Origin of the sequence: Actinoplanes sp. M2I2, from assembly GCF_023544445.1 — a bacterium.
Lineage (GTDB): Bacteria > Actinomycetota > Actinomycetes > Mycobacteriales > Micromonosporaceae > Actinoplanes.
In genome coordinates, this window is sequence record NZ_JALPVJ010000007.1 from 254,213 (window position 1) to 275,003 (window position 20,791).

Genomic DNA, 20,791 nt, shown 5'->3' on the forward strand with positions numbered 1-20,791 from the left:
CAAGCCGAGCCATCGACCACCAGCCCAGCTAGGCGACAGGTCGGCAGGGGGCCGAGCGGGCGGTCAGCGCGGTCAGCGCGAGCCGGGCCATCAGGGAAAGCCTGCGGTCAGGCGGCTGGGCGGACTGGGCGGGCAGAGCGAGCCAGGCCGTCAGAACGAGCCAAGCCGTCAGAACCAGCCAAGCCGTCAGAACCAGCCAAGCCGTCAGAACGAGCAGGTGGACCGAGCAAGCCGACCCGGTCCGGCGAGCAGGCGGACCGAGCAGGCAGGCCGGAGCCGGCCGAGCGGCCGGGCAGGTCAAGCGGGCAACTGGGCCGCGCGGGCAGGCTGGCCGGAGCGGGCTGAGCGGCCGGGCAGGCCGAGCGGGCAGGTGAACAGAGCGGGCACGGCGGGCCGAGCGGGCGGGCCGGGCAGGCAGGCGGGGGCGGGCCGAGCGGCCCAGGGAGGACGAGCGGACAGGCGGGCCGGGCAGACTGAGCGGGCAGGCGAGCCGAGCTGCCGGGCGGGCAGCCGGCAGGCAGGCCGGGCCAGGCAGGGGTTCACGTCCGCCGGCGCGGTGTAAGAGTCCGCCATCGCTGATCCGTGTGGACTAATGCCATGCGGCGGTCTCGGCACGATCGGCGTCTTGGCTGGCGGAGACCGGTGTAATGCGGGCTTGCGGAGCAAGTCCAGGGCCATGTAGCGGCGTCCTTCGACCCACTCGTCGGTCTGTTCGGCGAGCACGGCACCGACGAGGCGGACGATCGCAGCGCGATTCGGGAAGATTTCCGACGACGTCGGTGCGCCGGCGGATCTCTTTGGTTCAAGCGTTCTTGCAGGTCGTTCGACCAAATTTGGCGCCAGAGCTCACCCGGGAACGCGGTGAACGCCAGCAGGTCATGGCGGGCGTCATCGAGATGTTCGGCGGCGTCGGAAAGCTTGTCGCCGATGGTGTCCAGCACTCGGGCGAATTGGGCTCTCACCTCGTCGCTGTCGGGCTGGTCGAAGACGGTACTGACCAGAGTGGCGACCCACGGCTACGCCGACTTCGGAACCTGTGCCAGCAGGTTGCGCAGATAGTGGCCCGGCAGCCCTTCCCGGACGCCCGGCCAGCGCGGGCCCATCGTCGAGACCAAGCCGCGGTGGGCGTCGGAGACCACGAGCCCGACCCGGCCAGGCCACGAGCGGTCAAGCTGCGCAAGAACGCCAGCCAGTCGGCCCGTCGTCGTCACTGCCGCTTGAGGCTGAAGACTCACGGCCGCCCCCGGCGTTGACCCAACCGCGATCAGAGCGTGCACGCAGGCTAGGCCGGGCCAGGCCAGGCCATCAAGCAGGCGCGGACAGGCCGTGCCAGGCGGGCCGGGCCAGGCAAGCAGGAGCGGACAGGCCGGGCGAGCGGGCCAGGCCCGAGCGGCCGAAAAGGCCAGGCGAGCGGAGCCAGGCGAGCGGAGCCAGGCGGGCCGAGCGGCCGGTCGGGCCGGGCCAGGCGGGCCGGCCAGGCGGGCCGGGCAAGCAGGAGCGGATAGGCCGGGCGAGCGGGCCAGGCCCGAGCGGGCCGGGCCCGAGCGGCCGAAAAGGTCAGGCGAGCGGAGCCAGGCGAGCCGAGCGGCCGGTCGGGCTGGGCAGGCCGGGCCGGGCCGGACCGGCGTGCCGAGCGAGCCGAACAGGCCAGGCGGGCCGAGCGGGCTGATCAAGCGGACCGAGCGAGCCGGGCCAAGCGGCCGGACGGGCCGAGCGAGCCGGGCAAGGCAGGCCGAACGGCCGGTCAGGCCGGGCAGGCCGGGCCAGCAGGCGCGCAGAGCGAGCCGAACAGCCCGGACGGGCCGAGCGGCCGGACGGGCCGGATCAGGTGAGCAGGCAGCCGGGTCGAGCCAAGCGAGGGGCCGGCAGGCGAGGTGGACCGATCAGCCGGACGGGCTGGGCAGGCCGACCGGCCGCCGGGCAAAGCCCGAGCCCAATTCCCGCTCCGATTTCGGCGGAGCCGAAGAGCCCCCCAGCCGAGCCGACGCGCTCAGCGCCCCCACCGCACCGCGGGGTCTGGGGGCTCGGCCCCCAGGCAGAATGCGAAATGACCCCGTCCGCGCTTTCCGCGGACGGGGTCAACCCGAATGTAGCCCCGAAGGGATTCGAACCCTCGCTACCGCCTTGAGAGGGCGGCGTCCTAGGCCGCTAGACGACGGGGCCAGGACTTGCTTTTTGTGCTTCCGCTCTCGCGTTTGCGACGGGCTGAACTCTATCAGAAGTCCAGCGCCGCCCCTCGCGGGAGTGGTAGCGCTGGGGTACCAGGACTCGAACCTAGACTAGCTGAACCAGAATCAGCCGGGCTGCCAATTACCCCATACCCCATTTGGCCCGGTAACCCGTGCCGAGAGGGAACTTTACCCGACGCCCCGGGGCCAACCAAATCGGGTTACCTCATCGGAAGAGGGCGGCGTGGGTGCGGGCCCACTTCTCGTACGTCGTGGCGGGGTGGCCGAGCAGGTCAGCGACTGTGGGGACGGCTGGTTGGGGGTGCTCGGCGAGCAGGGCCACGCCTTCCAGATACCACTCGGCGTACTCGCCCATCACGGGTCGCAGCTGGTCGACGGCGTCGTCGTGACTGAGTTCGAGGTAGCGGAGGTTGCGGCCGAGCGCGCGGCCGATGGCTTCGACTTTCTCCCGCCGGGTCAGGGATTCGGGGCCGGTGAGCTCGTACGCCTTGCCTTCGTGGCCGGGTTCGACGATGACCCGGGCCGCGACGGCGGCGATGTCCTCCTGGGCGATGGCCGCGTTGGCCGAGGCGGCGTAGCCGTCGCGTACGTCGTCGCCGGCGCGGATCTGGTCGGCCCACAGGGTGGCGTTGGCCATGAACTCTCCCGGTTCGAGGTGGGTGAACGGCACCCCGGACGCCTCGACGCCGTCTTCGATCTCCTGCCAGTGGTCGCCCTTGGCGCCGGCCAGGTCGACGATGCGGCCGACGCCCGCTTCGGCGGCCAGCCGGCAGGCCTCGTGCACCGTGGGGATGTGCGGTGCGAGGTACATCACGTCGACACCTTGGAGCGCGGGAAGCAGTGTTGCGGGCCGTCCGACGAATCCCCGTACGACCTCGACACCCGACGGCAACGCGGCCTTCGCGGGGTCGACCGTCAGAGCGCGGATGTCCGTGGCGCCGAGCGTGATCAGTTCATCGACGACCATCCGCCCCACGTTGGCGGTGGCGCCGGTCACCAGGATCTTCATTACCGTACCCCCTAAGGAAACTCGTTCCCGTAGGGTATACGAGATCATGGAAGAGTTCAGTCCCCGAATCCTGCCGCTGCTCTGGCGCCGGTCGGTTCCCGCTCGTAAAGCGGTCGGCCGGCCACCCCGGCTCAGCGTCGACCTCGTGGTGGCCACGGCGATCCGGCTGGCCGACGCCGAGAGCCTGGAAGCGGCCTCGATGGCGCGTGTGGCGGCCGAGCTCTCGGTCGCGACGATGAGCCTCTACACGTACGTTCCGTCGCGCCCGGAACTCGTCGATCTGATGGTCGACGAGGTGTTCTGGGCCCGCGATCTGACCGGCGCGGGTGATTTCCGGGAGCGGGTCCTGCGGTACGCCCAGCGCACGTTCGCCATGTACCGGGCCCATCCCTGGCTGGCCGAGGTCTCCACCGCCCGTCCACCGGCCGGCCCGGGGCTGCTCGCCGAGCAGGAGTACGTGCTCGCCGCCGTGGCGACGCTGGGTCTGCCGCTGCACGAGCTGAACCGCGCGGCCACGGCGATCACGGCCTGGGTGACCTCCGCCGGTCGGCACGAGGCCGAGAGCGCCCTGCTGCGCCGCACGACCGGGCTCAGCAACGACGAGTGGTGGCACCAGCGCGGCGAGCTGTGGGAGAACTGGTTCGACGTCACGGCCCATCCCACGATGACCGCCATCTGGAACGCCGGCGCCTTCGACCGGGGCGCCGACGAACAGGCCCAGGACGCGTACGAGTACGGCCTGGGCCTGCTGCTGGACGGGATCGAGCGCTCAGTCGAGGGAGACGACCGGGTTCCGTAGCTCGCCGATGCCCTGGATGCTCACCGAGACGGTGTCGCCGGGGGTGATCTGGCTGACCCCGGCCGGCGTGCCGGTCAGGATGATGTCACCGGGCAGCAGCGTCATGACGTGCGACACGTACGACACCAGGGTCGGGACGTCGAAGACCATGTCCTTGGTCCGGCCCAGCTGCACGGTCTCCATCGCCTCGGGGTTGCGGCCCACCTCGGCGCGGATCTCGAGGTCGCTCACGTCGAGGCCGGTGACGATCCACGGGCCGATCGGGCAGAACGAGTCGAAGCCCTTGGCCCGGGTCCACTGCGGGTCGCTGCGCTGCAGGTCGCGCGCGGTCACGTCGTTGCCGATGGTGTAGCCGAAGATCGCCCTCTCGGCGCCGGCCCGGTCGAGGCGGCGGGCGCCGGTCGCGCCGATCACCACGCCGAGCTCGGCCTCCTCCTCGACCCGCTGGGACTGCGGGGGAAGCCGGATCGCGTCGTTCGGCCCGATCACCGACGTGGACGGCTTGATGAATATCAGCGGCTCCTTGGGCACCTCGTTGCCGTGCTCGGCAGCGTGGTCGGCGTAGTTGCGGCCGATCCCGATGACCTTGCTGGAGAAGATCGGGGCGAGCAGGCGGACGTCGGCGAGCGCCCACCGCTGGCCGGTGAACCGCACCGCCTCGAACGGCAGCGAGCTGATCTCGGCGACGGTCAGGCCCGACGCGTCACCCTCGACGACACCGAAGGACACCCCTCCGGCATGAACAAAACGGGCGAATCGCACGGCTAATCCCCTCTTCGCGGCTGGCAGCTCTCGGCGAGAAATCTACGCCGGGCAGTCGGGCTCCGGGCGGCGCTGTCCCCGTGACCTACCGCCCGACGGTCGTGATCCAGGCCGCACTGCCCAGTGACCTACGCCAGCCGGTCAGCCGCCGCCGCGTTCCCCGCCGCGCCGTTCGCCGGCGCGCCGTTCGGCGGCGCTCCCAGGCGGGGGAACGGATCGAGCGAGAAGATGACCTCGACCGGCACCTCGAAGTAGCGGCTGAGACGCAGGGCGAGATGCAGGCTCGGGCTGAACTCGCCCCGCTCCAGGTAGCCCACGGTCTGGTAGTGCACTCCCAGGGCGTCGGCGAGCTGCCGCCGCGAAACGCCCCGCTCGGCCCGCAGCATCGCGATGCGGTTGTAAGTGACCTCGCCGTTGCTCAATGCGCTCTCTTCCAACGACCCGAACGACCCGACCGACCACAACGACCACAACGACCCGGAACCACCACGACGACCGCTCCGGGCTCAGCGACCGATGGTGGTCAGCGCCCGCCGGCGCCGGGCCGCCACCGCCGAGCCGGACTCGCGGCGGGCCATGCGCCGCAGCAGCGCCGGCGCCAGAGCCAGGCCGAGCACGGCCCAGACGGCGAGCACCCCGAACGTCTCCAGGTGGCGCCAGGAGCCGGCCAGCTCGACCGAGGCCAGCGCGTCGGGCAGGAACACCGACCGCATGCCCAACCCTAGCCAGTAGATCGGGAAGATCTGAGCGATGCCCTGCAGCCAGCCCGGCATCGCGGTGATCGGATAGAAGATGCCGGAGATCGCCACCAGCCCGAACATCGGCAGCATGACGATGCCGAAACTGCGCGGGTTGTCGAAGGCCGACCCGATCGACGCGCCGATCGGCACGGTCGCCACGATGGCCAGCGGCAACAGCCAGAGCAGCGTGAGGAACCCGCCGAGGTCGAGCCGCAGACCGTCGACCAGGAAGAGACCGGGCACGAGGACGATGAGCACGGAGGCGAGGGTCATGACACCCACGCCGACCACCTTGCCGATCAGGTAGCCGCTCATCCCATTCGGCGTGGCCTTGGCCCGCAGCAGCGTCCCGTCCTCGCGGTCGACCACCAGGTACTGGGCGATGGTGATCAGGCCGCCGAGGGCCACCAGCATGCCGATCGAGCTGGGCAGCGCGCTGGCGCCGAGCGAGAAGGTGGTGCCCGGCACCCGGGCGTCGTCCATGAAGAAGAGCGTGGCCAGCAAGGCGACCGACGGGAACAGGTAGCCCCACATGTCCTGGGCGTTGGTCAGGGTGTGGCGGAACTCGATCAGCCCGCGGGCGACCCCCACCCTCAGCGTCTCGATCACTTCGAGCCCCCCTCGAAGTCGTGGACCACGCGCATGTAGGTGTCCTCGAGGCTGTTGCGCCGCACCTCGAGCTCGGTGACGTCGTCGCCGTGCTGGAGCAGCAGCTCACGGACGAACGGCGTGGGGTTGGCCGCGGAGTGCACGAACCGCCGGCCGTCCCGGGTCCAGCGGATCTCGCTCTCGCCGGCCACCTGGCGGGACAGCTCGTCGGCCGAGCCGTCGGCGATGATCCGCCCGCCGGCCAGGATGAGGATGCGGTCGGCGAGCTTCTCGGCCTCGTCGAGGTCGTGGGTGGTGAGCAGGATGGCGGTGTCGTCCACATCGGTCAGCCGGTGCACCAGGTCGTGGAAGTCGCGCCGGGCCTCGGGGTCGAAGCCGACCGTGGGCTCGTCGAGAAAGAGCACCTCGGGACGGCCGACGATGCCGATCGCCACGTCGAGCCGGCGACGCTGGCCCCCGGAGAGCCGGAGGACCCGCGTGTCGGCCGCGGCGGTCAGACCGACCACCTCGAGCAGGTCGTCGACCGGCCAGGGTCGCGCCTTGCCGTCGGTCGAGTAGCGCCGGTAGTAGGACCCCAGGTGACCGAGCAGCTCGCGGACCCGCCACTTGCCGTGGTCGCGCCAGGACTGCAGCACCACGCCGAGCCGGGCCCGCCACGCCTCGCCGGCGCCGGCCGGGTCGGCGCCCAGCACGCTCACCTCGCCCGAGGAACGCATGCGGAAACCCTCGAGAATCTCGATCGTCGTCGTCTTGCCGGCGCCGTTGGGACCGAGCAGCACCAGCACCTCGCCCCGCCGAGCGGCGAAACTCACACCGGTCAGGACATCCTTCGCCCCGTACCGCATCCGCAGATCGCGGACGTCGATGACCCGCTCACCGGGCGGCACCTGCGTGCCTGCGTCGAGCGCCCCCGCCAAAGTCGTTCCTCCCATGTCCAGCACGCTATCAAGAACGTAGTAGATGTACTACATACTTGAGTAGGTGTTCGTCTCTTGGCCCGGAGCGACCGCAATATGGGTATATGCCCGGTATTGAGCGCGACGCCGAAGCTTTCGCGCGCCACGGTGATCGTGTTGATCGCTTCAGCTGGATACGCTGGGCGCATGGGGATCAAGCAGGTGAGGGCGCTCACCACGACGCTGCCTTCGGTCACCTGGATTCCCCTCGCCCGGGCGCACGCCGAGCGGGCCGACGAGATGACCGCGGGCCACCGCACCCGGCGCAGCGCCGGCGAGACGCACGCCATCGAGGATTTCCTCTACGACTACTACGGCACCCGGCCCTCCGTGCTGCGCCGCTGGCACCCCGGAGTCGGCACCGGCCTGGCGCCCGCACCCGACGGCGTGGCCGAGCACGCGGCGTGGAAGTTCTACCTGACCTATCCCGACGGTGTGGTCACGCTCGACCAGGACGCCTACCTGCATGCCCGGGGCGAGAGCGTCCGCTACATCCACGGCCTGCTCACCGCGACGGCGTCCCGGCCGGTGTTCTCGGGCTGCTTCGGCCTGCACGAGTGGGCGATGGTCTACCGCGACCCCGACCACCGTCACCCGCTGCCGCTGCGTCTGGGCCAGGCCGAGACCGACCGGGTGGTCGAGCGGCACCCGATCCGCTGCACCCACTACGACGCGTTCCGGTTCTTCACGCCCGAGGCGGTCGGGCTCAACCGGCTGCAGCCGACCCGGGCCACCCAGGTCGACCTCGACCAGCCCGGTTGCCTGCACGCCGCGATGGACGTCCACAAGTGGGCGACGAAGCTCGGCGCCGCCGTGCCGGGCGCCCTGGCCCTGGACTGCTTCGCGCTGGCCGCCGACATCCGCCTCCTCGACATGCAGGCCAGCCCGTACGATCTGAGCTCCTACGGCCATCCCCCGGTGAAGATCGAGACCCCCGAGGGCAAGGCCGAGTACGTGGCCCGGCAGCGCGAGTTCGCCCGGCGCGCGGCCGGCCTGCGGGCCCGCCTCATCCGCGTCTGCGAGGAACTGCTCGGCTCGGAGAGCGCCGCCCGCAACCGCGAGGCCGTGGCGCCCTTCAACCACCGCTGACGAGGCCACCGCCGGCGGGGCCACCGCCGGCGGCGCCACCGCTCAGAAAGTCGACGACCAGCCGGGCCGTCTCCCCGGGCGTGTCCAGATGGACGTCGTGCCCGGCGCCCGCCACGACGACCTGCCGGGCAGCGGCCATCCCTTCGACCTCATCGGCCGGGATCGCGCCCTGCTCGCCCAGGATCAGCAGGACCGGCACGGTCAGGCTGTGCCACTCCGTCCAGCGCGCGGTCGAGGCGACGCCGGCGATCGCCGCCTTCATGGTGTCCGGGTCGAACCGTGGCCACAGCCCGCCGGCCCGCCGTTCCAGGTCGGCGATCCACGCCTCGGTGATCGTCCGATCGCCGAGGAACGCCCGCGCCGCTTCCACATCGGCGAAGGGCACCGGCCAGGACGCGAACCAGGCCCGCAGCCGCTCGGGATAGTCGTCGGTCGAGCCGCCGACGCCACCCTCGATCATCACCAGCCCGCGGACCCGGTCGGGGCGGGCGGCCGCGGCCAGCATCGCCGTGTGCGCGCCCATCGACTGACCGACCAGCCAGGCCGGCTCGTCGATCAGCGCGAGCACGTCGGCCACGTAGGCCTCGCGCGACACGTCCGCCGGCCGGCTCGTGCTGTGCCCGTGGCCGCGCTGGTCGGGCACCACGACCCGATGCCCGGCGGCCATCACGGCCCCGGCCAGCGGCGCCATCTCGGCCGCGCTGCCGGCCAGCCCGTGCAGCAGCACGACGGGCTCGCCGCCGGCGCCACCGCGCAGCACCGAGAGCTCGACGTCGTCCCGGGCGAGAGCGGAGCGGTGGAGCATCAGTCGCCGGGCCCCGGGCGGCGGTTGCGCTTGGTCTCGCCCCGGCGCTTCTTCTCGGCGATCCGGCGTTCCACCGCACCCCTCGAGGGGCGGGTGGCCCGGCGGACCCGGGGTGGCGACGCGATGGCCGACGCGACCAGGCCGGCCAGGCGGGCGGCCGCCGCCTCGCGGTTGCGCAGCTGGGAGCGGTGCTCCGACGCGGTGACGGTCAGCACCCCGTGCACCAGCCGGTGTCCCAGACGTCCGGCGGCGCGTTCCTTGAGCATCGGCGGCAGCAGCGCGCTGCCGGCCAGGTCCCAGGACAGCTCGACCCGCGAATCGGTGGTGTTGACGCCCTGCCCGCCGGGGCCGCTGGCCCGCGAGAACCGCCACGCGAGCTCGGCCGCCGGAATGATCAGGCGCTCATTGACCCGCACGTCGTCCACCACGCCGCCCATCCTGGCACGCGCACAGGGCAGTATGGGTGGGTGACGTCACCAAGCGCGCCGGCAGTCGCGACCGGCTATCCGTGGCCCATCGAAACCACGCGTCTCGACAACGGCCTCCGGGTCGTGGTCAGTGAGGACAGGACCGCCCCGGTGGTCTGCGTCAATCTCTGGTACGACGTCGGCTCCCGCCACGAGCCGGCCGGGCAGACCGGCTTCGCGCACCTCTTCGAGCACCTGATGTTCGAGGGCTCGCAGCACGTCGCCAAGACCGAGCACATGCGTCTCGTGCAAGGCAACGGCGGCTCGCTCAACGCGACCACCAACCCCGACCGCACCAACTACTTCGAGACCATGCCGGCCGAGCATCTGGAGCTCGCGCTCTGGCTCGAGGCCGACCGGATGGGCGGGCTGGTGCCCGCGCTCACCCAGGAAACGCTGGACAACCAGCGCGAGGTCGTCAAGAACGAGCGCCGCCAGCGCTACGAGAACGTGCCCTACGGCGACGCCTGGCTGCGGTTGCTGGCCCTGCTCTATCCCGAGGGGCACCCCTACCACCACGCCACCATCGGCTCGATGGAAGACCTGAACGCGGCCGGGCTGGAGACGTTCAAGGAGTTCCACCAGCGCTACTACGCGCCGAACAACGCCGTGCTCACGGTGGCCGGGGACGCTTCGCCGGCCGAGGTGTTCGCGCTGGCCGAGAAGTACTTCGGCCTGCTCGAGCCGGTGGCCTCGATCCCGCCCGCGCCCGGCAGCCACCTGCCCGGCCCGGCCACCTCGCCGGTGCGCGAGACGGTCACCGCGGACGTCCCGGCGCCCCGCCTCTATCTGTCGCACCGCACCCACCAGTTCGGCACGGCCGGGTACGACGCGGTCACCGTGCTCGCCGCCGTGCTCGGCAACGGCCGGGGCAGCCGGCTCTACCAGCGCCTGGCCGACGGCGCCCGGATCGCCCAGCCCGACTACATCGGCGCGTACGGCGTCGACCTGGCGCACGCGCCCGCCCCGCTGATCGTCACGGCGACGGCCAAGGACGGCGTCCCGGTCGAGACGCTCGAGGAGGGCCTGTCCGAGGTGATCGGCAGCCTGGTCACCGAGCCGGTCACCGAGCAGGAGCTGTCCCGGGCCAAGGCGCTGCTGACCACCGCGTGGTGGCGGCAGGTGTCCACGGTGGGCGGCCGGGCCGACACCCTGGGCCGGTACGCGACCCAGTTCGGCGATCCCGCCAGCGCCGCGTACCGCCTGCCCCAGTGGCTCGCGGTGACCGCCGACGACGTCACCGAGGCGGCCGCGTACGCCCTCAAGCCCGAGTCCCGGGTGACCCTGACCTACCTGCCCGAGACGAACGGGGAATCCGCATGACGCTCATCGCCACCCGCCCCGATCCGGGCGAGGCCCGCCCCTACACGTTCCCCGACCTGCAGCGGGTGACCGTCGCCGGCGGCACCGTGATCGGCGCCCACCTGCCCGGGCAGGCCCTGGCCAGCGCCATGCTGCTGCTCGACGCCGGCGCCGCCCGTGAGAGCGCCGGCCGCGAGGGCACGGCCACCGTCCTGGCCAAATCGCTCGAGGAGGGCACGACCGAGCGCGACTCCGCCGCGTACGCCCTGGCCCTGGAGAGCCTCGGCGCCGAGCTGTCGCCCGGCGTCGACTGGGACACCTTCCGGGTCGGCGTCTCGGCCCCGGTGCCCCAGTTGCTCGACGCGATGCGGCTGGCCGCCGAGGCGGTCCGCACGCCGCGGCTCGACCCGGACGACGTCAACCGGGTGCGCGACGACGAAGTGACCGCGCTGCGGATGGACTGGGCCCAGCCCGGTCCGCGGGCCGACGCCGCGCTGCGGGCCGACCTGTTCGGCGCGGCCGAGCGGTTCGGCCGCCCGATGCACGGCGATCCCGCTTCGGTGGCCGCCGTGTCGGTCGACGACGTGCTCGCCTTCCACCAGGCCTGGCTGCGCCGTCCGGGCGTGCTGCTGGTCGCCGGCGACCTGGGCACGCTCGACCTCGAGGCGCTGGGCCAGGCCGCCTTCGCCGGCACCGGGGGCGACGCCCTCACCGTCGAGCCGCCGCTGGGCGTGCCGGTGCGGGCCGAGCGCCGGATCATCCTGGTCGACCGGCCCGGTTCGGTGCAGTCCACGCTGCGCCTCGGTCACCGGGCGCCCGAGCGGGCCACGCCCGACTACGTGGCGATGACGCTGGCCGCGACCGTGCTCGGCGGTGCCTTCACGTCCCGCCTGAACCACCTGATCCGCGAGGTCAAGGGCTACACGTACGGCATTCGCGGCTCCTACGCGATGAGCCGGCGCTTCGGCCGCTTCGAGGTGGCCGCGGGCGTGCAGACCGCGGTGACGGTGCCGGCCGTCGTCGACACGCTCGGCGAGATCGCCCGCACGCAGGAGTCCGGGGTGACCGAGGACGAGCTGGCGGTGGCCCGGGCATGGCGGGCCGGTCAGCTGTCGGTCGAGATGCAGACGCCCGGCTCGATCGTCGGCGCGCTCAGCACGCTGGTCGTCCACGGCCTGCCCGACGACTACTACGCGACCCTGCGCCGGCAGTACCTCGAGACCCCGCTGGCCGAGGTGTCGGCGGCCGCCGCGGCCCACCTGCGGCCGAACGGGCTGACCCTGGTCATCGAGGGGGACGCGGCGGTCATCCGCGACGAGCTGGTCGCCGCGCAGATCGGTGACGTGGTCGACGCGGAGATCTGAATCACGCGTCGTTCTCAGTGATCGGCAAGGTCAGGCCGATAGTTTGGCCGCCATGACGATCACCACGACACCGCCCGGGGTCCGGCCGGGTCGGCGGCTGCGGCGCACCGCGCTGCTCCTGCTGCTGACCCTGCCGGGCCTCGTCTGGGCGGTGGTCCGGCTGTTCGGCTGGGAACGTGGTGTCCTGGTGCAGCTGGTCGCCTTCACGCCGTACGCGGCCCTGTGGTCGTTGATCGTGCTGGGCGTCACGCTGTGGTCCCGCCGGTGGCTGATCGCGGCGGTGGCCGCGGTGACCGCGGTGCTGTTCGCCGTGACGGTGCTGCCCCGCGCTCTGCCCGACGCCGACCGGGGTCCGGCCACCGGGGTGCCGCTGACCGTCATGACGGTCAACATGTTCATCGGCGCGGCCGACCCGGCGGCGGTCGTGGGTCTGGTGCGCCGGCACGACGTCGCCGTGCTCGCGGTGCAGGAGTTCACGCCCCGGTCGGCGGCCGGGCTGAGCGCGGCCGGCCTCGACGACCTGCTGCCCTACCACGCGCTGGCCGACGAGGTCGGCACCACCGGATCGGGGCTCTACTCCCGTTTCCCGCTGACCGGCCAGGCCTCGCGCCGCGGTGACGGCGGCGGGCTGCAGGACGGCAACATGCAGGCGTACGCGACGATCCAGCCGCCGGGCGCCGGGCCCGTCCTCGTCGAGTCGGTCCACCCGCTCGCGCCGTACGCCCTGCGGGCCGAGGACGCCTGGCGGAGCGATCTCGCGGCGCTGCCCCCGGCCGACTCGGGCGGCGTGCCGACGCTTCTGCTCGGCGACTTCAACTCGACGCTCGACCACGCTCCCCTGCGCGACGCCGTCTCGCGCGGCTACCGGGACGCCGCCGACGCCGCGGGCAAGGGCCTGATCGGCACCTGGGGCCCGTACGACAAGCTGCCGATCCCGCCGGTGACACTCGACCACGTACTGGTCGACCGGCGCATCGGGGTCAGGGACGTTCAGGTGCACGGGGTGACCGGCAGCGACCACCGGGCCGTGGTCGCCTCGGTGGTCCTGCCCGCGGCCTGACCGGGGCGGGCCAGGCCGGCCGCGCATGTCCTGAGTCATAGTTGGTCTGGCGTGGGGTCGCTAACCTCGCCGCCATGACGATCATCAGCGCGCCGCGCGCCGGTCGGGAGGCCGGCCCCCGACGACGACGAAAGGCCGCGCTGACCGTGCTGTTCTGGCTCTTCCTCGTGCCGTTCCTGGTCTGGGCCGTGATCCGCCTCGGTGGCTGGGAACGCGGGCCGGTGGTCCAGTTGTTCGCCTTCACGCCTTACGTCGCGGCGGCCGCCTGGGTGCCCGCCGTGCTGGCGCTCGTCACCCGCCGGTGGACCGTCGGCGCGGTCGCCGTCCTGATCGCGATCCTGCTCGCCTCGGCCGTCGCGCCGCGGGCCGTGCCGAGCCGCGACCAGGGACCGACGGTCGGCGTGCGGCTCAATGTGATGACGTCGAACATGCTTTTCGGCGGGGCCGACGCGGCCACGATCGTCAAGCTGGTCAGCGAGCACGACATCGCCGTGCTGGCGGTGCAGGAGTTCACCACCGAGGGCAAGGAGGCCCTGGCCGCGGCCGGGCTGGGCGCGCTCCTGCCGTACTCGTCCCTTGCCGACGAGCCGAAGGCGGACGGCTCCGGGGTCTATTCGCGCTACCCGATCACCGCGCCGGGCGCCGAGCGCAACGGCGGTGGCTTCATGCAGGCCCATGCCACCGTCGACGTGCCGGGCGCCGGGCCGGTCGTCGTGGAGTCGGCGCACCCGCTGGCCCCCTACGCCAGTTCGGTGCTGAAGCAGTGGCGCCAGGACCTGCTGGCCGAGCCGCGGGCCGACCGGAGCGAGGTCCCGCGGATCCTCCTGGGCGACTTCAACGCGACGCTCGATCACGCCCCGCTGCGCGAGCTCATCTCGCGCGGCTACCGCGACGCCGCGGACGCCACCGGCAAGGGGCTGATCGGCACCTGGGGGCCGTACGACGGCGACCCGATCCCGCCGGTGACGATCGACCACGTGCTCGTGGACGAGCGGATCGGCGTCCGCGAGGTCAGCATTCACCCGATCCCCGGCAGCGACCACCGCGCGGTCATCGCCGGTCTCACCGTCCCGCCGGCGCGATGACCGTCACCACGAGACTGCTCACGGTCGGCGACGCGGCCGAGATGGCCGAACGGCTGCGGGCCAACCGGGAGTTCCTGGCGCCGTGGGAGCCCGACAGGTCCGAGGAGTACTTCACCGAGGGCGGCCAGCGGCGGGTGCTGACCGAGCTGCTGCGCCAGCACGAGGCCGGCTCGTCGGTGCCGCACGCCATCGTCGACGACGGCCGGCTCGTCGGGCGGATCGCGATCACCAACATCGCCCGCGGCCCGTTCCTGTCCGGCAGCCTCGGATACTGGGTGTCGCGGGACGCGAACGGCCGCGGTGTCGCCACCGCGGCGGTCGGCCGGGTCGTCCGCCTGGCCTTCGACGAGCTGGGCCTGCACCGCGTCGAGGCCGGCACGCTCGTCGACAACACCGGCTCGCAACGCGTCCTGCAGAAGAACGGGTTCCGGCGCTTCGGCCTGGCGCCGCGCTACCTGTGGGTGGCCGGGGCCTGGCGCGACCACATCCTGTTCCAGCGCCTGGCCGACGACTGAGCCCGAGCGGCCGATAATGCGGATGCCTCCGGAACCGGCATCGGTCTAGCATCGGCGGCATGAGCTTCAGGCAGCGCACGACGACGCCGGGACGTCCCGGCGTTCGTTCGCGCTGACCTGACCACAGCGCCGACACGGCCCCGGGCGAGCTGCCCGGGGCCGTTTCGGGTGCCCGGACGTCTCGCCCCCGTTCAGGAGGAGACCTCCCATGCACCTCGACCACCGCAAGATCGGCCGCGAACTCGACCTCTTCGACTCGGACCCGCTGATCGGCGCCGGATTGCCGTTCTGGCTGCCCGCCGGCGCCGCGTCCCGGCACGCGGTCGAGTCCTATCTGCACGACCTCGAGCGCCGCCACGGCTACCAGCACGTGTACTCGCCGGCGCTGGGCAAGCGGCAGCTCTTCGAGCTGTCCGGGCACTGGCGCAACTTCGCCGAGGACATGTTCCCGCCGATGCCGATGGGCGGCGACGAGCTCGTGCTGCGGCCGAGCATCTGCCCGCACCACGCGCTGATGTACAAGTCCCGGGGACGCTCGTACCGCGACCTGCCGCTGCGCATCGCCGAGCTCGGGCCGATGTACCGCTCGGAGCGTTCCGGGGTGCTGGGCGGGCTGTCCCGGGTGCGGGCCATCCAGCTCAACGACGCGCACATCTTCTGCGGCGCCGCCCAGGCCGGCGAGGAGGTGGCCGGCGTACTGCGGCTGATGCGGCAGGCGCACGCCGCGCTCGGCATCGTCCCGTCGTCGTTCCAGCTCTCGTTGCGCGGCGAGGGCGGGAAGTACGGCGGGGACGCGGACGGCTGGGCCTCGGCGGAGCGGCTGCTGCGCGAGGCCCTCCACGACGCCGGGGTGGACTTCGTCGAGGCGCCGGGCGAAGCCGCCTTCTACGGCCCGAAGATCGACGTCCAGGTCGCCGACCCGGCTGGCCGCGAGTGGAGCCTCGCCACCATCCAGATCGACTATCACCAGCCGGCCGCGTTCGGCCTGGAATACGCGGACGCGTCGGGCGGGCGGTCGCGCCCGGTGATGGTGCACCGCAGCCTGGCCGGTTCCCTGGAGCGGCTGTTCGCGCATCTGATCGAGGTGCACGGGGGCGGGTTCCCGCTCTGGTACGCCCCGGTGCAGCTCGCCGTCCTGCCGGTGTCGGACGACCAGAGCGAGGCCGCGAACGCCCTTGTACGGGCCGCGCTGGCCGCCGGGCTGCGGGCCGAGGCCTGGTCCGGCGGCTCGATCGGCTCACGCGTCCGGTCGGCCGCAGAGCGCAAGATCCCGTACGCCGGGGTGATCGGCAGCCGCGAGGCGCCCGACGGCCTCGTGGCCCTGCGGCATCGCGACGGCCGCCGGCTGGAGCCCCTGCCGGTGGCCGCGGCCGTGGAACTGCTCAGCTCGGAGGCGAGACCCTGACGTCAGCTCGGAAGCGAGACCCTGGCGTCGACCTCGATCTCGATGCGCATCCGCGGGTCGGCCAGGCCGCACACCAGCATGGTGGCGGCCGGGCGGACCGCGCCGAAGGTCTCGCGCAGCAGCGGCCAGCACGGCTCGAAGTCGGCCCGGTCGGGCAGCAGATAGCGGACGCGCACGACGTCGGCGAGCGAGCTGCCCGCCTCGGTCAGCGCGGCCTCTATATTGCGCAGCGCCTGCCGGGCCTGCTCGACCACGCCGTCGGCGATCGTCATCGTGGCGTAGTCGAAGCCGGTGGTGCCCGAGACGTGGACGCGGTCCCCGTCGACCACGGCCCGGGCGTAGCCGATCTGCTCCTCGAACGAGGAACCGCTGACGATGCGCCTCACTCGGCCAGACCGTAGGTGAGCGCGTCGACCAGGGCGATCCAGCTGGCCTCGACGATGTTCTCGTGCACGCCGACGGTCGTCCAGTCGCGGTCGCCGTCACCGGTCTCGAGCAGCACCCGGGTGATCGCGTTGGTGCCGTGGCTGCCCTCGAGGATGCGGACCTTGAAGTCGGTCAGCTCGAAGTTCTTGAGCTGCGGGTAGTACTGCGTCAGCGCGACCCGCAGGGCCTCGTCGAGCGCGTTGACCGGGCCGTTGCCCTCGGCCGTGGCGATGACGCGCTCACCGCGTACGCGGACCTTGACCGTGGCCTCGCTGACCACGGCGCCGTCCTCGCGGTGCTCGACCTGCACCCGGTAGGACTCCAGGGTGAACGGCTTGGGGAAGGCGTGGCCGGGCAGCTCGCCCCGGACCAGCAGCTCGAACGAGGCGTCGGCGGCCTCGAACGACCAGCCCCCGGCCTCCAGGTCCTTGACCCGGCGGGTGACCGTGCTGAGCGTGTCCGAGTGGCCGGCCAGGTCGATCCCGAGCTCGCGGCTCTTGAGCTCGATGCTGGCCCGGCCGGCCATCTCGGTCACCAGGATCCGCATGTCGTTGCCCACTACCGACGGGTCGACGTGGTTGTAGAGCAGCGGATCCACTTTGATCGCACTCGCGTGCAACCCCGCCTTGTGAGCGAAGGCAGCGGCCCCGACATAGGCCTGGTGGGTGTCGGGGGCGATATTGGCGATCTCGGCGAGCGCGGAGGACACCCGCGTCGCCTTCTCCAGGCAGCCGTCCGGTAGGACGGCCAGCCCGAGCTTGAGCTGGAGGTTGCTGACGGTGGCGAACAGATCGGCGTTGCCCGGGCGCTCGCCGTAGCCGTTCGCAGTGCACTGGAAGTGCTTGACCCCGGCCTCGACGGCGGCGACGGTGTTGGCCACGGCGCACGAGGTGTCGTTCTGGCAGTGGATGCCGAGCAGGTCGGGGGTGACGCCGGTCCGCTCGACCACCTCGGTGATCGCCTTGGTGATCATCGAGGGAAGCATGCCGCCGTTCGTGTCGCACATGACGACCCGCTCGGCGCCGGCGTCGATGGCCGTCCGGACGACCGAGGCGGTGTACTCCGGGTCGTAGCGGAAGCCGTCGAAGAAGTGCTCGCAGTCGACGAAGGCTCGACGGCCGTTGGCGACCAGGTGGCGGACGGTGTCGCGGACCATCGCGAGGTTCTCCTCGCCGGTGGTGCGCAGCGCCCGCTCGACGTGTCGGATGTCGCTCTTGGCGACCACGCACACGACCGGGGTCTCGGCGTCGAGCAGGGCCTGGACCTGGGGATCGGTCGCGACGTCGACACCGGCCTTGCGGGTGGCCCCGAACGCGACCAGGACGGCGTTGCGCAGGTCCAACTCGGTGCGGGCCCGGGCGAAGAACTCGGTGTCCTTGGGCATCGCGCCGGGCCAGCCACCCTCGATGAAGCCCACGCCGAACTCGTCGAGCAGCTTCGCGACCGCCAGCTTGTCGGCGACCGAGTAGCTGATCCCCTCCCGCTGCCCGCCGTCGCGCAGCGTGGTGTCGAAGACCTGGTACTCCATGACGCGTCCCTCCGGAAGTGTGGTGACCAACAAAAAGACCCCCCGCGGATGCGGGAGGTCGGCACGTCGGCGAAGAAGTCAGCCGGCGCGCTAGGTGCGAATAATCAGCACAGTGTGGGTCACGTTCCGAAGCATGCCACGAGGTCGCCGGTCTGGGACAAGAAATCCACCAGATGAGACACGGTCCCTCGATCGGGTGCCGTCGGGACTCGGCCGGGACTCCGCCGGGACTCGGCCGGGACTCGGCCGGGACGGTCGCTCAGGGCGGGATCGCGTCACTGCGAAAATCGAACAGGACGGCTACGTTGGCTCCGTGGCTGTCGAACAACACCCCCGGAATCTCGGCTTCTCGGCGACCTACAACTTTCGCGACGTCGGCGGATACAGCGGCCTGGACGGCCGCACCGTCCGGTGGCGACGCCTCTACCGCTCGGACGCGCTCGGCCGGATCGGCGAGGACGACGCCGCGGCCTTCGAGGCGCTCGGCGTGCGTACGGTGATCGACCTGCGCCGGCCCTTCGAGGTGCAGAAGCACGGCCGGGTGGCCGAGCGCTACGACCTGGACTATCACAACATCGTGGTCCGGCACGTCGACTGGGAAGAGGTCGCCCATCCCGACGACGTGCTGCACGAGCGCTGGCTGGCCGACCGCTACCTCAATTTCGCCGAGGACGGCCGGGAGGGTCTGCGTGACTCGCTGCGGTTGATCGCCGACCCCGCCGCCGCCCCGGTGATCGTCCACTGCATGGCCGGCAAGGACCGCACGGGTACGGTGTGTGCCCTCGCGCTGTCCCTGCTCGGCGTGTCCGACGAGGACATCGCGGCCGACTACGCCCTGACCACCAAGGCGATGGAGCGTCTCGTCGCCTACCTGCTCGAGCACCACCCCGAGTCGGTGCAGGGAAACGAGCACATGTTCGACTCACCGCCCGCGGCGATGCTCATGTTCCTGTCCGACATCCGCGACCGGCACGGCTCGATCGAGAACTACGTCCGGGACATCGGCCTGACCGACGCCGAGATCGCCTCGATGCGGACTCACCTGTTGGAGTAACCCAGTCGTCCATCTGTCAGCTGAGCACACTGCCGGGCATGCATCACGCATGCTGGAGCGATGCAGATGCTGATCGGGATTGCCGAGGGCGGCGCCGACGCGGAACGGGTCGACTACCTGATCCACGGCGTCCGTTCGGAGCTGTTGCAGCTCGATGTGGACACCGTCGAACCGGTGCCGGGTGCGCCGTCGCCGGCGAGCCGGGCCGTGGAGGTGGCCCTCGTCGGAGCTCTCCAGGTCTCGCTGGACGGGTCGGCCGAGGCACTCACCCAGATGATGACCGTGTTCCGCTCCTGGGTCGGACGGAACCCGGCTCCGCGCGCCGTCGAGATGTCGGTCGGCGACCGGACGCTGCGGATCTCGGACGCCTCCGGCGCCCAGCAGGATCGGCTGGTCGACGAATTCGTCCGAGCTGTCCGCGCGTCGTAGAGCTTTCGGGCGGTCTCCGGCCGGGTCAGAGAACCCGGTGGACCCAGCCGAACGGGTCCTCGGCCCGGCCCCGCTGGATGTCGACCAGCTGCTTGCGCAGCTCGGTGGTCACCTCGCCGGTGCCGCCGTCGGCGACGACGAACTCGTCATCGGCGCTCCTGATCTGGCCGATCGGCGTGATGACAGCCGCGGTGCCACAGGCGAACGCCTCACGGATGCGGCCGGACGCGGCGCCCGAACGCCACTCCTCCAGGCTCACCGGACGCTCCTCGATCCGGCGGCCGGCCCGGCCGGCCAGCTTGATGACCGAGTCGCGGGTGATGCCCGGCAGGATCGTGCCGGTCAGCGGCGGCGTCACCAGGGTGCCGTCGTCGAGGACGAAGAACACGTTCATGCCGCCGAGCTCGTCGATGTACTTGCGCTCGATCGCGTCGAGGTAGACGACCTGGTCGCAGCCGTGCTCGATGGCCTCGGCCTGAGCCGACAGGCCGGCCGCGTAGTTGCCGCCGCACTTCGCCGCGCCGGTGCCGCCCGGGGCGGCGCGCGTGTAATCCGGGGTCACCCACACCGAGACCGGCTTGACGCCGCCGGAGAAGTACGGCCCGACCGGCGACGCGATGACCAGGTAGAGGTACTCCATCGCGGGTCGCACCCCGAGGAAGACCTCACTGGCGTACGCGAACGGGCGCAGATAGAGGCTGCCCTCGTCGCTGGTCGGCAGCCAGGACCGGTCGATCGCGATGATCTCGCGCAGGGACTGCAGGAACGTCTCGACGGGCAGCGCCGGCATCGCCATCCGCTGCGCCGACTGGGCGAAACGGGCGGCGTTGGCATCCGGGCGGAACATCGCGACCCCGCCGTCGGGCAGCGTGTACGCCTTCAGCCCCTCGAAGATCTCCTGCGCGTAATGCAGCACGGCGGACGCCGGGTCCATCGGGATCGGGGCCCGCGCCTCGACGCGAGGCTCGTACCAACCCTTGCCGTCCGCATAGCGGATCGTGACCATGTGGTCGGTGAAGATGCGGCCGAAGCCGGGGTTCGCGAGCAGGGCTGCGCGCTCGGCGTCGCCCACGGGTGCCGGGTTCGGACGAATCTCGAACTCGAGGTTGTCACCACCGCTCATGACAAGTGGACCTGCTTTCTGACAAGACGAATGGAGGCATGCGGAAGCACCCGTAGCGCTTCCTGAATCTACCCG

Annotated in this window: 20 protein-coding genes, 2 tRNA genes and 1 pseudogene; 10 read left to right on the plus strand and 13 right to left on the minus strand. The window is 71.8% G+C overall.

Translation table 11 applies throughout. The features are described 5' to 3' along the window. Positions 1–654: 654 nt before the first annotated feature. The 4 genes and pseudogenes from HJC40_RS15680 to HJC40_RS15695 form a co-directional block, all read right to left on the minus strand. Positions 655–1,198, minus strand: a pseudogene (locus tag HJC40_RS15680) (transposase); the annotation flags it as partial. A gap of 892 nt (positions 1,199–2,090) precedes the next feature. Then, a tRNA-Glu gene (locus tag HJC40_RS15685) sits at positions 2,091–2,163 on the minus strand. A gap of 90 nt (positions 2,164–2,253) precedes the next feature. After that, positions 2,254–2,325: transfer RNA gene (locus tag HJC40_RS15690), tRNA-Gln, on the minus strand. Between the two features lie 69 nt (positions 2,326–2,394). Next, positions 2,395–3,198 (minus strand): NmrA family NAD(P)-binding protein, encoded by an 804-nt coding sequence (locus tag HJC40_RS15695; RefSeq protein WP_250001817.1) that lies wholly within the window; start codon positions 3,196–3,198, stop codon positions 2,395–2,397. 46 nt (positions 3,199–3,244) lie between these two features. Here HJC40_RS15695 and HJC40_RS15700 point away from each other — a divergent pair, with 46 nt between their 5' ends. Continuing rightward, positions 3,245–3,997, plus strand: a complete 753-nt coding sequence (locus HJC40_RS15700) for a TetR/AcrR family transcriptional regulator (RefSeq protein WP_250001818.1) — start codon at positions 3,245–3,247, stop codon at positions 3,995–3,997. Here HJC40_RS15700 and HJC40_RS15705 read toward each other — a convergent pair. From HJC40_RS15705 to HJC40_RS15720, 4 genes are all read right to left on the minus strand, one after another. Next, positions 3,968–4,759 carry a fumarylacetoacetate hydrolase family protein gene (locus tag HJC40_RS15705; protein ID WP_250001819.1) on the minus strand — a complete coding sequence of 264 codons (792 nt, stop codon included), beginning with the start codon at positions 4,757–4,759 and terminating at the stop codon, positions 3,968–3,970. The two genes, HJC40_RS15700 and HJC40_RS15705, sit on opposite strands and share 30 nt — an antisense overlap. 128 nt (positions 4,760–4,887) lie before the next feature. Next, complete coding sequence (locus HJC40_RS15710) at positions 4,888–5,145, minus strand: helix-turn-helix transcriptional regulator (RefSeq protein ID WP_250002067.1); 258 nt, start codon at positions 5,143–5,145, stop codon at positions 4,888–4,890. Positions 5,146–5,265: 120 nt separating this feature from the next. Continuing rightward, a complete protein-coding gene (locus HJC40_RS15715) occupies positions 5,266–6,105 on the minus strand; it encodes an ABC transporter permease (RefSeq protein WP_250002068.1) in 840 nt (279 codons plus the stop codon). After that, positions 6,105–7,040 (minus strand): ABC transporter ATP-binding protein, encoded by a 936-nt coding sequence (locus HJC40_RS15720; protein WP_374271880.1) that lies wholly within the window; start codon positions 7,038–7,040, stop codon positions 6,105–6,107. Before HJC40_RS15720 ends, HJC40_RS15715 begins: the two co-directional genes overlap by 1 nt. 171 nt (positions 7,041–7,211) lie before the next feature. Here HJC40_RS15720 and HJC40_RS15725 point away from each other — a divergent pair, with 171 nt between their 5' ends. After that, entirely contained in the window at positions 7,212–8,153 is a 942-nt protein-coding gene (locus tag HJC40_RS15725) for a 3-methyladenine DNA glycosylase (protein WP_250001820.1), read from the plus strand. On the opposite strand, the gene HJC40_RS15730 is transcribed toward HJC40_RS15725, so the two are convergent. Beyond that, positions 8,140–8,958, minus strand: a complete 819-nt coding sequence (locus HJC40_RS15730; RefSeq protein ID WP_250001821.1) for an alpha/beta fold hydrolase — start codon at positions 8,956–8,958, stop codon at positions 8,140–8,142. The two genes, HJC40_RS15725 and HJC40_RS15730, sit on opposite strands and share 14 nt — an antisense overlap. Continuing rightward, on the minus strand, positions 8,958–9,386 hold the full coding sequence (gene arfB, locus HJC40_RS15735; protein ID WP_250001822.1) for an alternative ribosome rescue aminoacyl-tRNA hydrolase ArfB: 429 nt from the start codon (positions 9,384–9,386) through the stop codon (positions 8,958–8,960). Before arfB ends, HJC40_RS15730 begins: the two co-directional genes overlap by 1 nt. 39 nt (positions 9,387–9,425) lie before the next feature. Between arfB and HJC40_RS15740 the strand changes: the two genes are divergently transcribed. From HJC40_RS15740 to thrS, 6 genes are all read left to right on the plus strand, one after another. Next, complete coding sequence (locus tag HJC40_RS15740) at positions 9,426–10,748, plus strand: pitrilysin family protein (protein ID WP_250001823.1); 1,323 nt, start codon at positions 9,426–9,428, stop codon at positions 10,746–10,748. Next, on the plus strand, positions 10,745–12,091 hold the full coding sequence (locus HJC40_RS15745; RefSeq protein WP_250001824.1) for a pitrilysin family protein: 1,347 nt from the start codon (positions 10,745–10,747) through the stop codon (positions 12,089–12,091). The genes HJC40_RS15740 and HJC40_RS15745 overlap by 4 nt, the downstream gene beginning before the upstream one ends. A 52-nt stretch (positions 12,092–12,143) precedes the next feature. Further along, positions 12,144–13,151, plus strand: coding sequence for an endonuclease/exonuclease/phosphatase family protein (locus HJC40_RS15750; RefSeq protein WP_250001825.1), 1,008 nt, complete (start codon positions 12,144–12,146; stop codon positions 13,149–13,151). A 74-nt stretch (positions 13,152–13,225) separates the two neighbouring features. Next, positions 13,226–14,236: an endonuclease/exonuclease/phosphatase family protein gene (locus HJC40_RS15755; protein ID WP_250001826.1), complete on the plus strand. Its 1,011-nt coding sequence runs from the start codon at positions 13,226–13,228 to the stop codon at positions 14,234–14,236. Then, positions 14,233–14,751: a GNAT family N-acetyltransferase gene (locus tag HJC40_RS15760; protein ID WP_250001827.1), complete on the plus strand. Its 519-nt coding sequence runs from the start codon at positions 14,233–14,235 to the stop codon at positions 14,749–14,751. Before HJC40_RS15755 ends, HJC40_RS15760 begins: the two co-directional genes overlap by 4 nt. A gap of 208 nt (positions 14,752–14,959) precedes the next feature. Further along, a complete protein-coding gene (gene thrS, locus HJC40_RS15765; RefSeq protein ID WP_250001828.1) occupies positions 14,960–16,156 on the plus strand; it encodes a threonine--tRNA ligase in 1,197 nt (398 codons plus the stop codon). Positions 16,157–16,158: 2 nt separating this feature from the next. On the opposite strand, the gene HJC40_RS15770 is transcribed toward thrS, so the two are convergent. Beyond that, the gene (locus HJC40_RS15770) at positions 16,159–16,542 is read right to left on the minus strand and encodes a RidA family protein (protein ID WP_250001829.1); all 384 of its coding nucleotides are present in this window, start codon (positions 16,540–16,542) and stop codon (positions 16,159–16,161) included. Beyond that, the gene (cimA, locus tag HJC40_RS15775) at positions 16,539–18,110 is read right to left on the minus strand and encodes a citramalate synthase (RefSeq protein ID WP_250001830.1); all 1,572 of its coding nucleotides are present in this window, start codon (positions 18,108–18,110) and stop codon (positions 16,539–16,541) included. The genes HJC40_RS15770 and cimA overlap by 4 nt, the downstream gene beginning before the upstream one ends. Before the next feature lie 313 nt (positions 18,111–18,423). Between cimA and HJC40_RS15780 the strand changes: the two genes are divergently transcribed. After that, the gene (locus tag HJC40_RS15780; protein WP_250001831.1) at positions 18,424–19,164 is read left to right on the plus strand and encodes a tyrosine-protein phosphatase; all 741 of its coding nucleotides are present in this window, start codon (positions 18,424–18,426) and stop codon (positions 19,162–19,164) included. 60 nt (positions 19,165–19,224) lie between these two features. After that, a complete protein-coding gene (locus HJC40_RS15785; protein ID WP_250001832.1) occupies positions 19,225–19,593 on the plus strand; it encodes a hypothetical protein in 369 nt (122 codons plus the stop codon). 25 nt (positions 19,594–19,618) lie between these two features. Here the strand turns inward: HJC40_RS15785 and HJC40_RS15790 are convergent, their stop codons facing one another. Next, positions 19,619–20,716 carry a branched-chain amino acid aminotransferase gene (locus HJC40_RS15790; RefSeq protein WP_250001833.1) on the minus strand — a complete coding sequence of 366 codons (1,098 nt, stop codon included), beginning with the start codon at positions 20,714–20,716 and terminating at the stop codon, positions 19,619–19,621. Positions 20,717–20,791: the final 75 nt, after the last annotated feature.

What these genes read in the sequence shown, in the direction of transcription:
- HJC40_RS15695 (WP_250001817.1), bottom strand. Translation starts at nt 3,198, where the DNA reads ATGAAGATCCTGGTGACCGGCGCCACCGCCAACGTGGGGCGGATGGTC.
- HJC40_RS15700 (WP_250001818.1), top strand. Translation starts at nt 3,245, where the DNA reads ATGGAAGAGTTCAGTCCCCGAATCCTGCCGCTGCTCTGGCGCCGGTCG.
- HJC40_RS15710 (WP_250002067.1), bottom strand. Translation starts at nt 5,145, where the DNA reads ATGCTGCGGGCCGAGCGGGGCGTTTCGCGGCGGCAGCTCGCCGACGCC.
- HJC40_RS15720 (WP_374271880.1), bottom strand. Translation starts at nt 7,040, where the DNA reads ATGGGAGGAACGACTTTGGCGGGGGCGCTCGACGCAGGCACGCAGGTG.
- HJC40_RS15725 (WP_250001820.1), top strand. Translation starts at nt 7,212, where the DNA reads ATGGGGATCAAGCAGGTGAGGGCGCTCACCACGACGCTGCCTTCGGTC.
- HJC40_RS15730 (WP_250001821.1), bottom strand. Translation starts at nt 8,958, where the DNA reads ATGCTCCACCGCTCCGCTCTCGCCCGGGACGACGTCGAGCTCTCGGTG.
- HJC40_RS15745 (WP_250001824.1), top strand. Translation starts at nt 10,745, where the DNA reads ATGACGCTCATCGCCACCCGCCCCGATCCGGGCGAGGCCCGCCCCTAC.
- HJC40_RS15750 (WP_250001825.1), top strand. Translation starts at nt 12,144, where the DNA reads ATGACGATCACCACGACACCGCCCGGGGTCCGGCCGGGTCGGCGGCTG.
- HJC40_RS15755 (WP_250001826.1), top strand. Translation starts at nt 13,226, where the DNA reads ATGACGATCATCAGCGCGCCGCGCGCCGGTCGGGAGGCCGGCCCCCGA.
- HJC40_RS15760 (WP_250001827.1), top strand. Translation starts at nt 14,233, where the DNA reads ATGACCGTCACCACGAGACTGCTCACGGTCGGCGACGCGGCCGAGATG.
- thrS (WP_250001828.1), top strand. Translation starts at nt 14,960, where the DNA reads ATGCACCTCGACCACCGCAAGATCGGCCGCGAACTCGACCTCTTCGAC.
- cimA (WP_250001830.1), bottom strand. Translation starts at nt 18,110, where the DNA reads ATGGAGTACCAGGTCTTCGACACCACGCTGCGCGACGGCGGGCAGCGG.
- HJC40_RS15785 (WP_250001832.1), top strand. Translation starts at nt 19,225, where the DNA reads ATGCAGATGCTGATCGGGATTGCCGAGGGCGGCGCCGACGCGGAACGG.
- HJC40_RS15790 (WP_250001833.1), bottom strand. Translation starts at nt 20,716, where the DNA reads ATGAGCGGTGGTGACAACCTCGAGTTCGAGATTCGTCCGAACCCGGCA.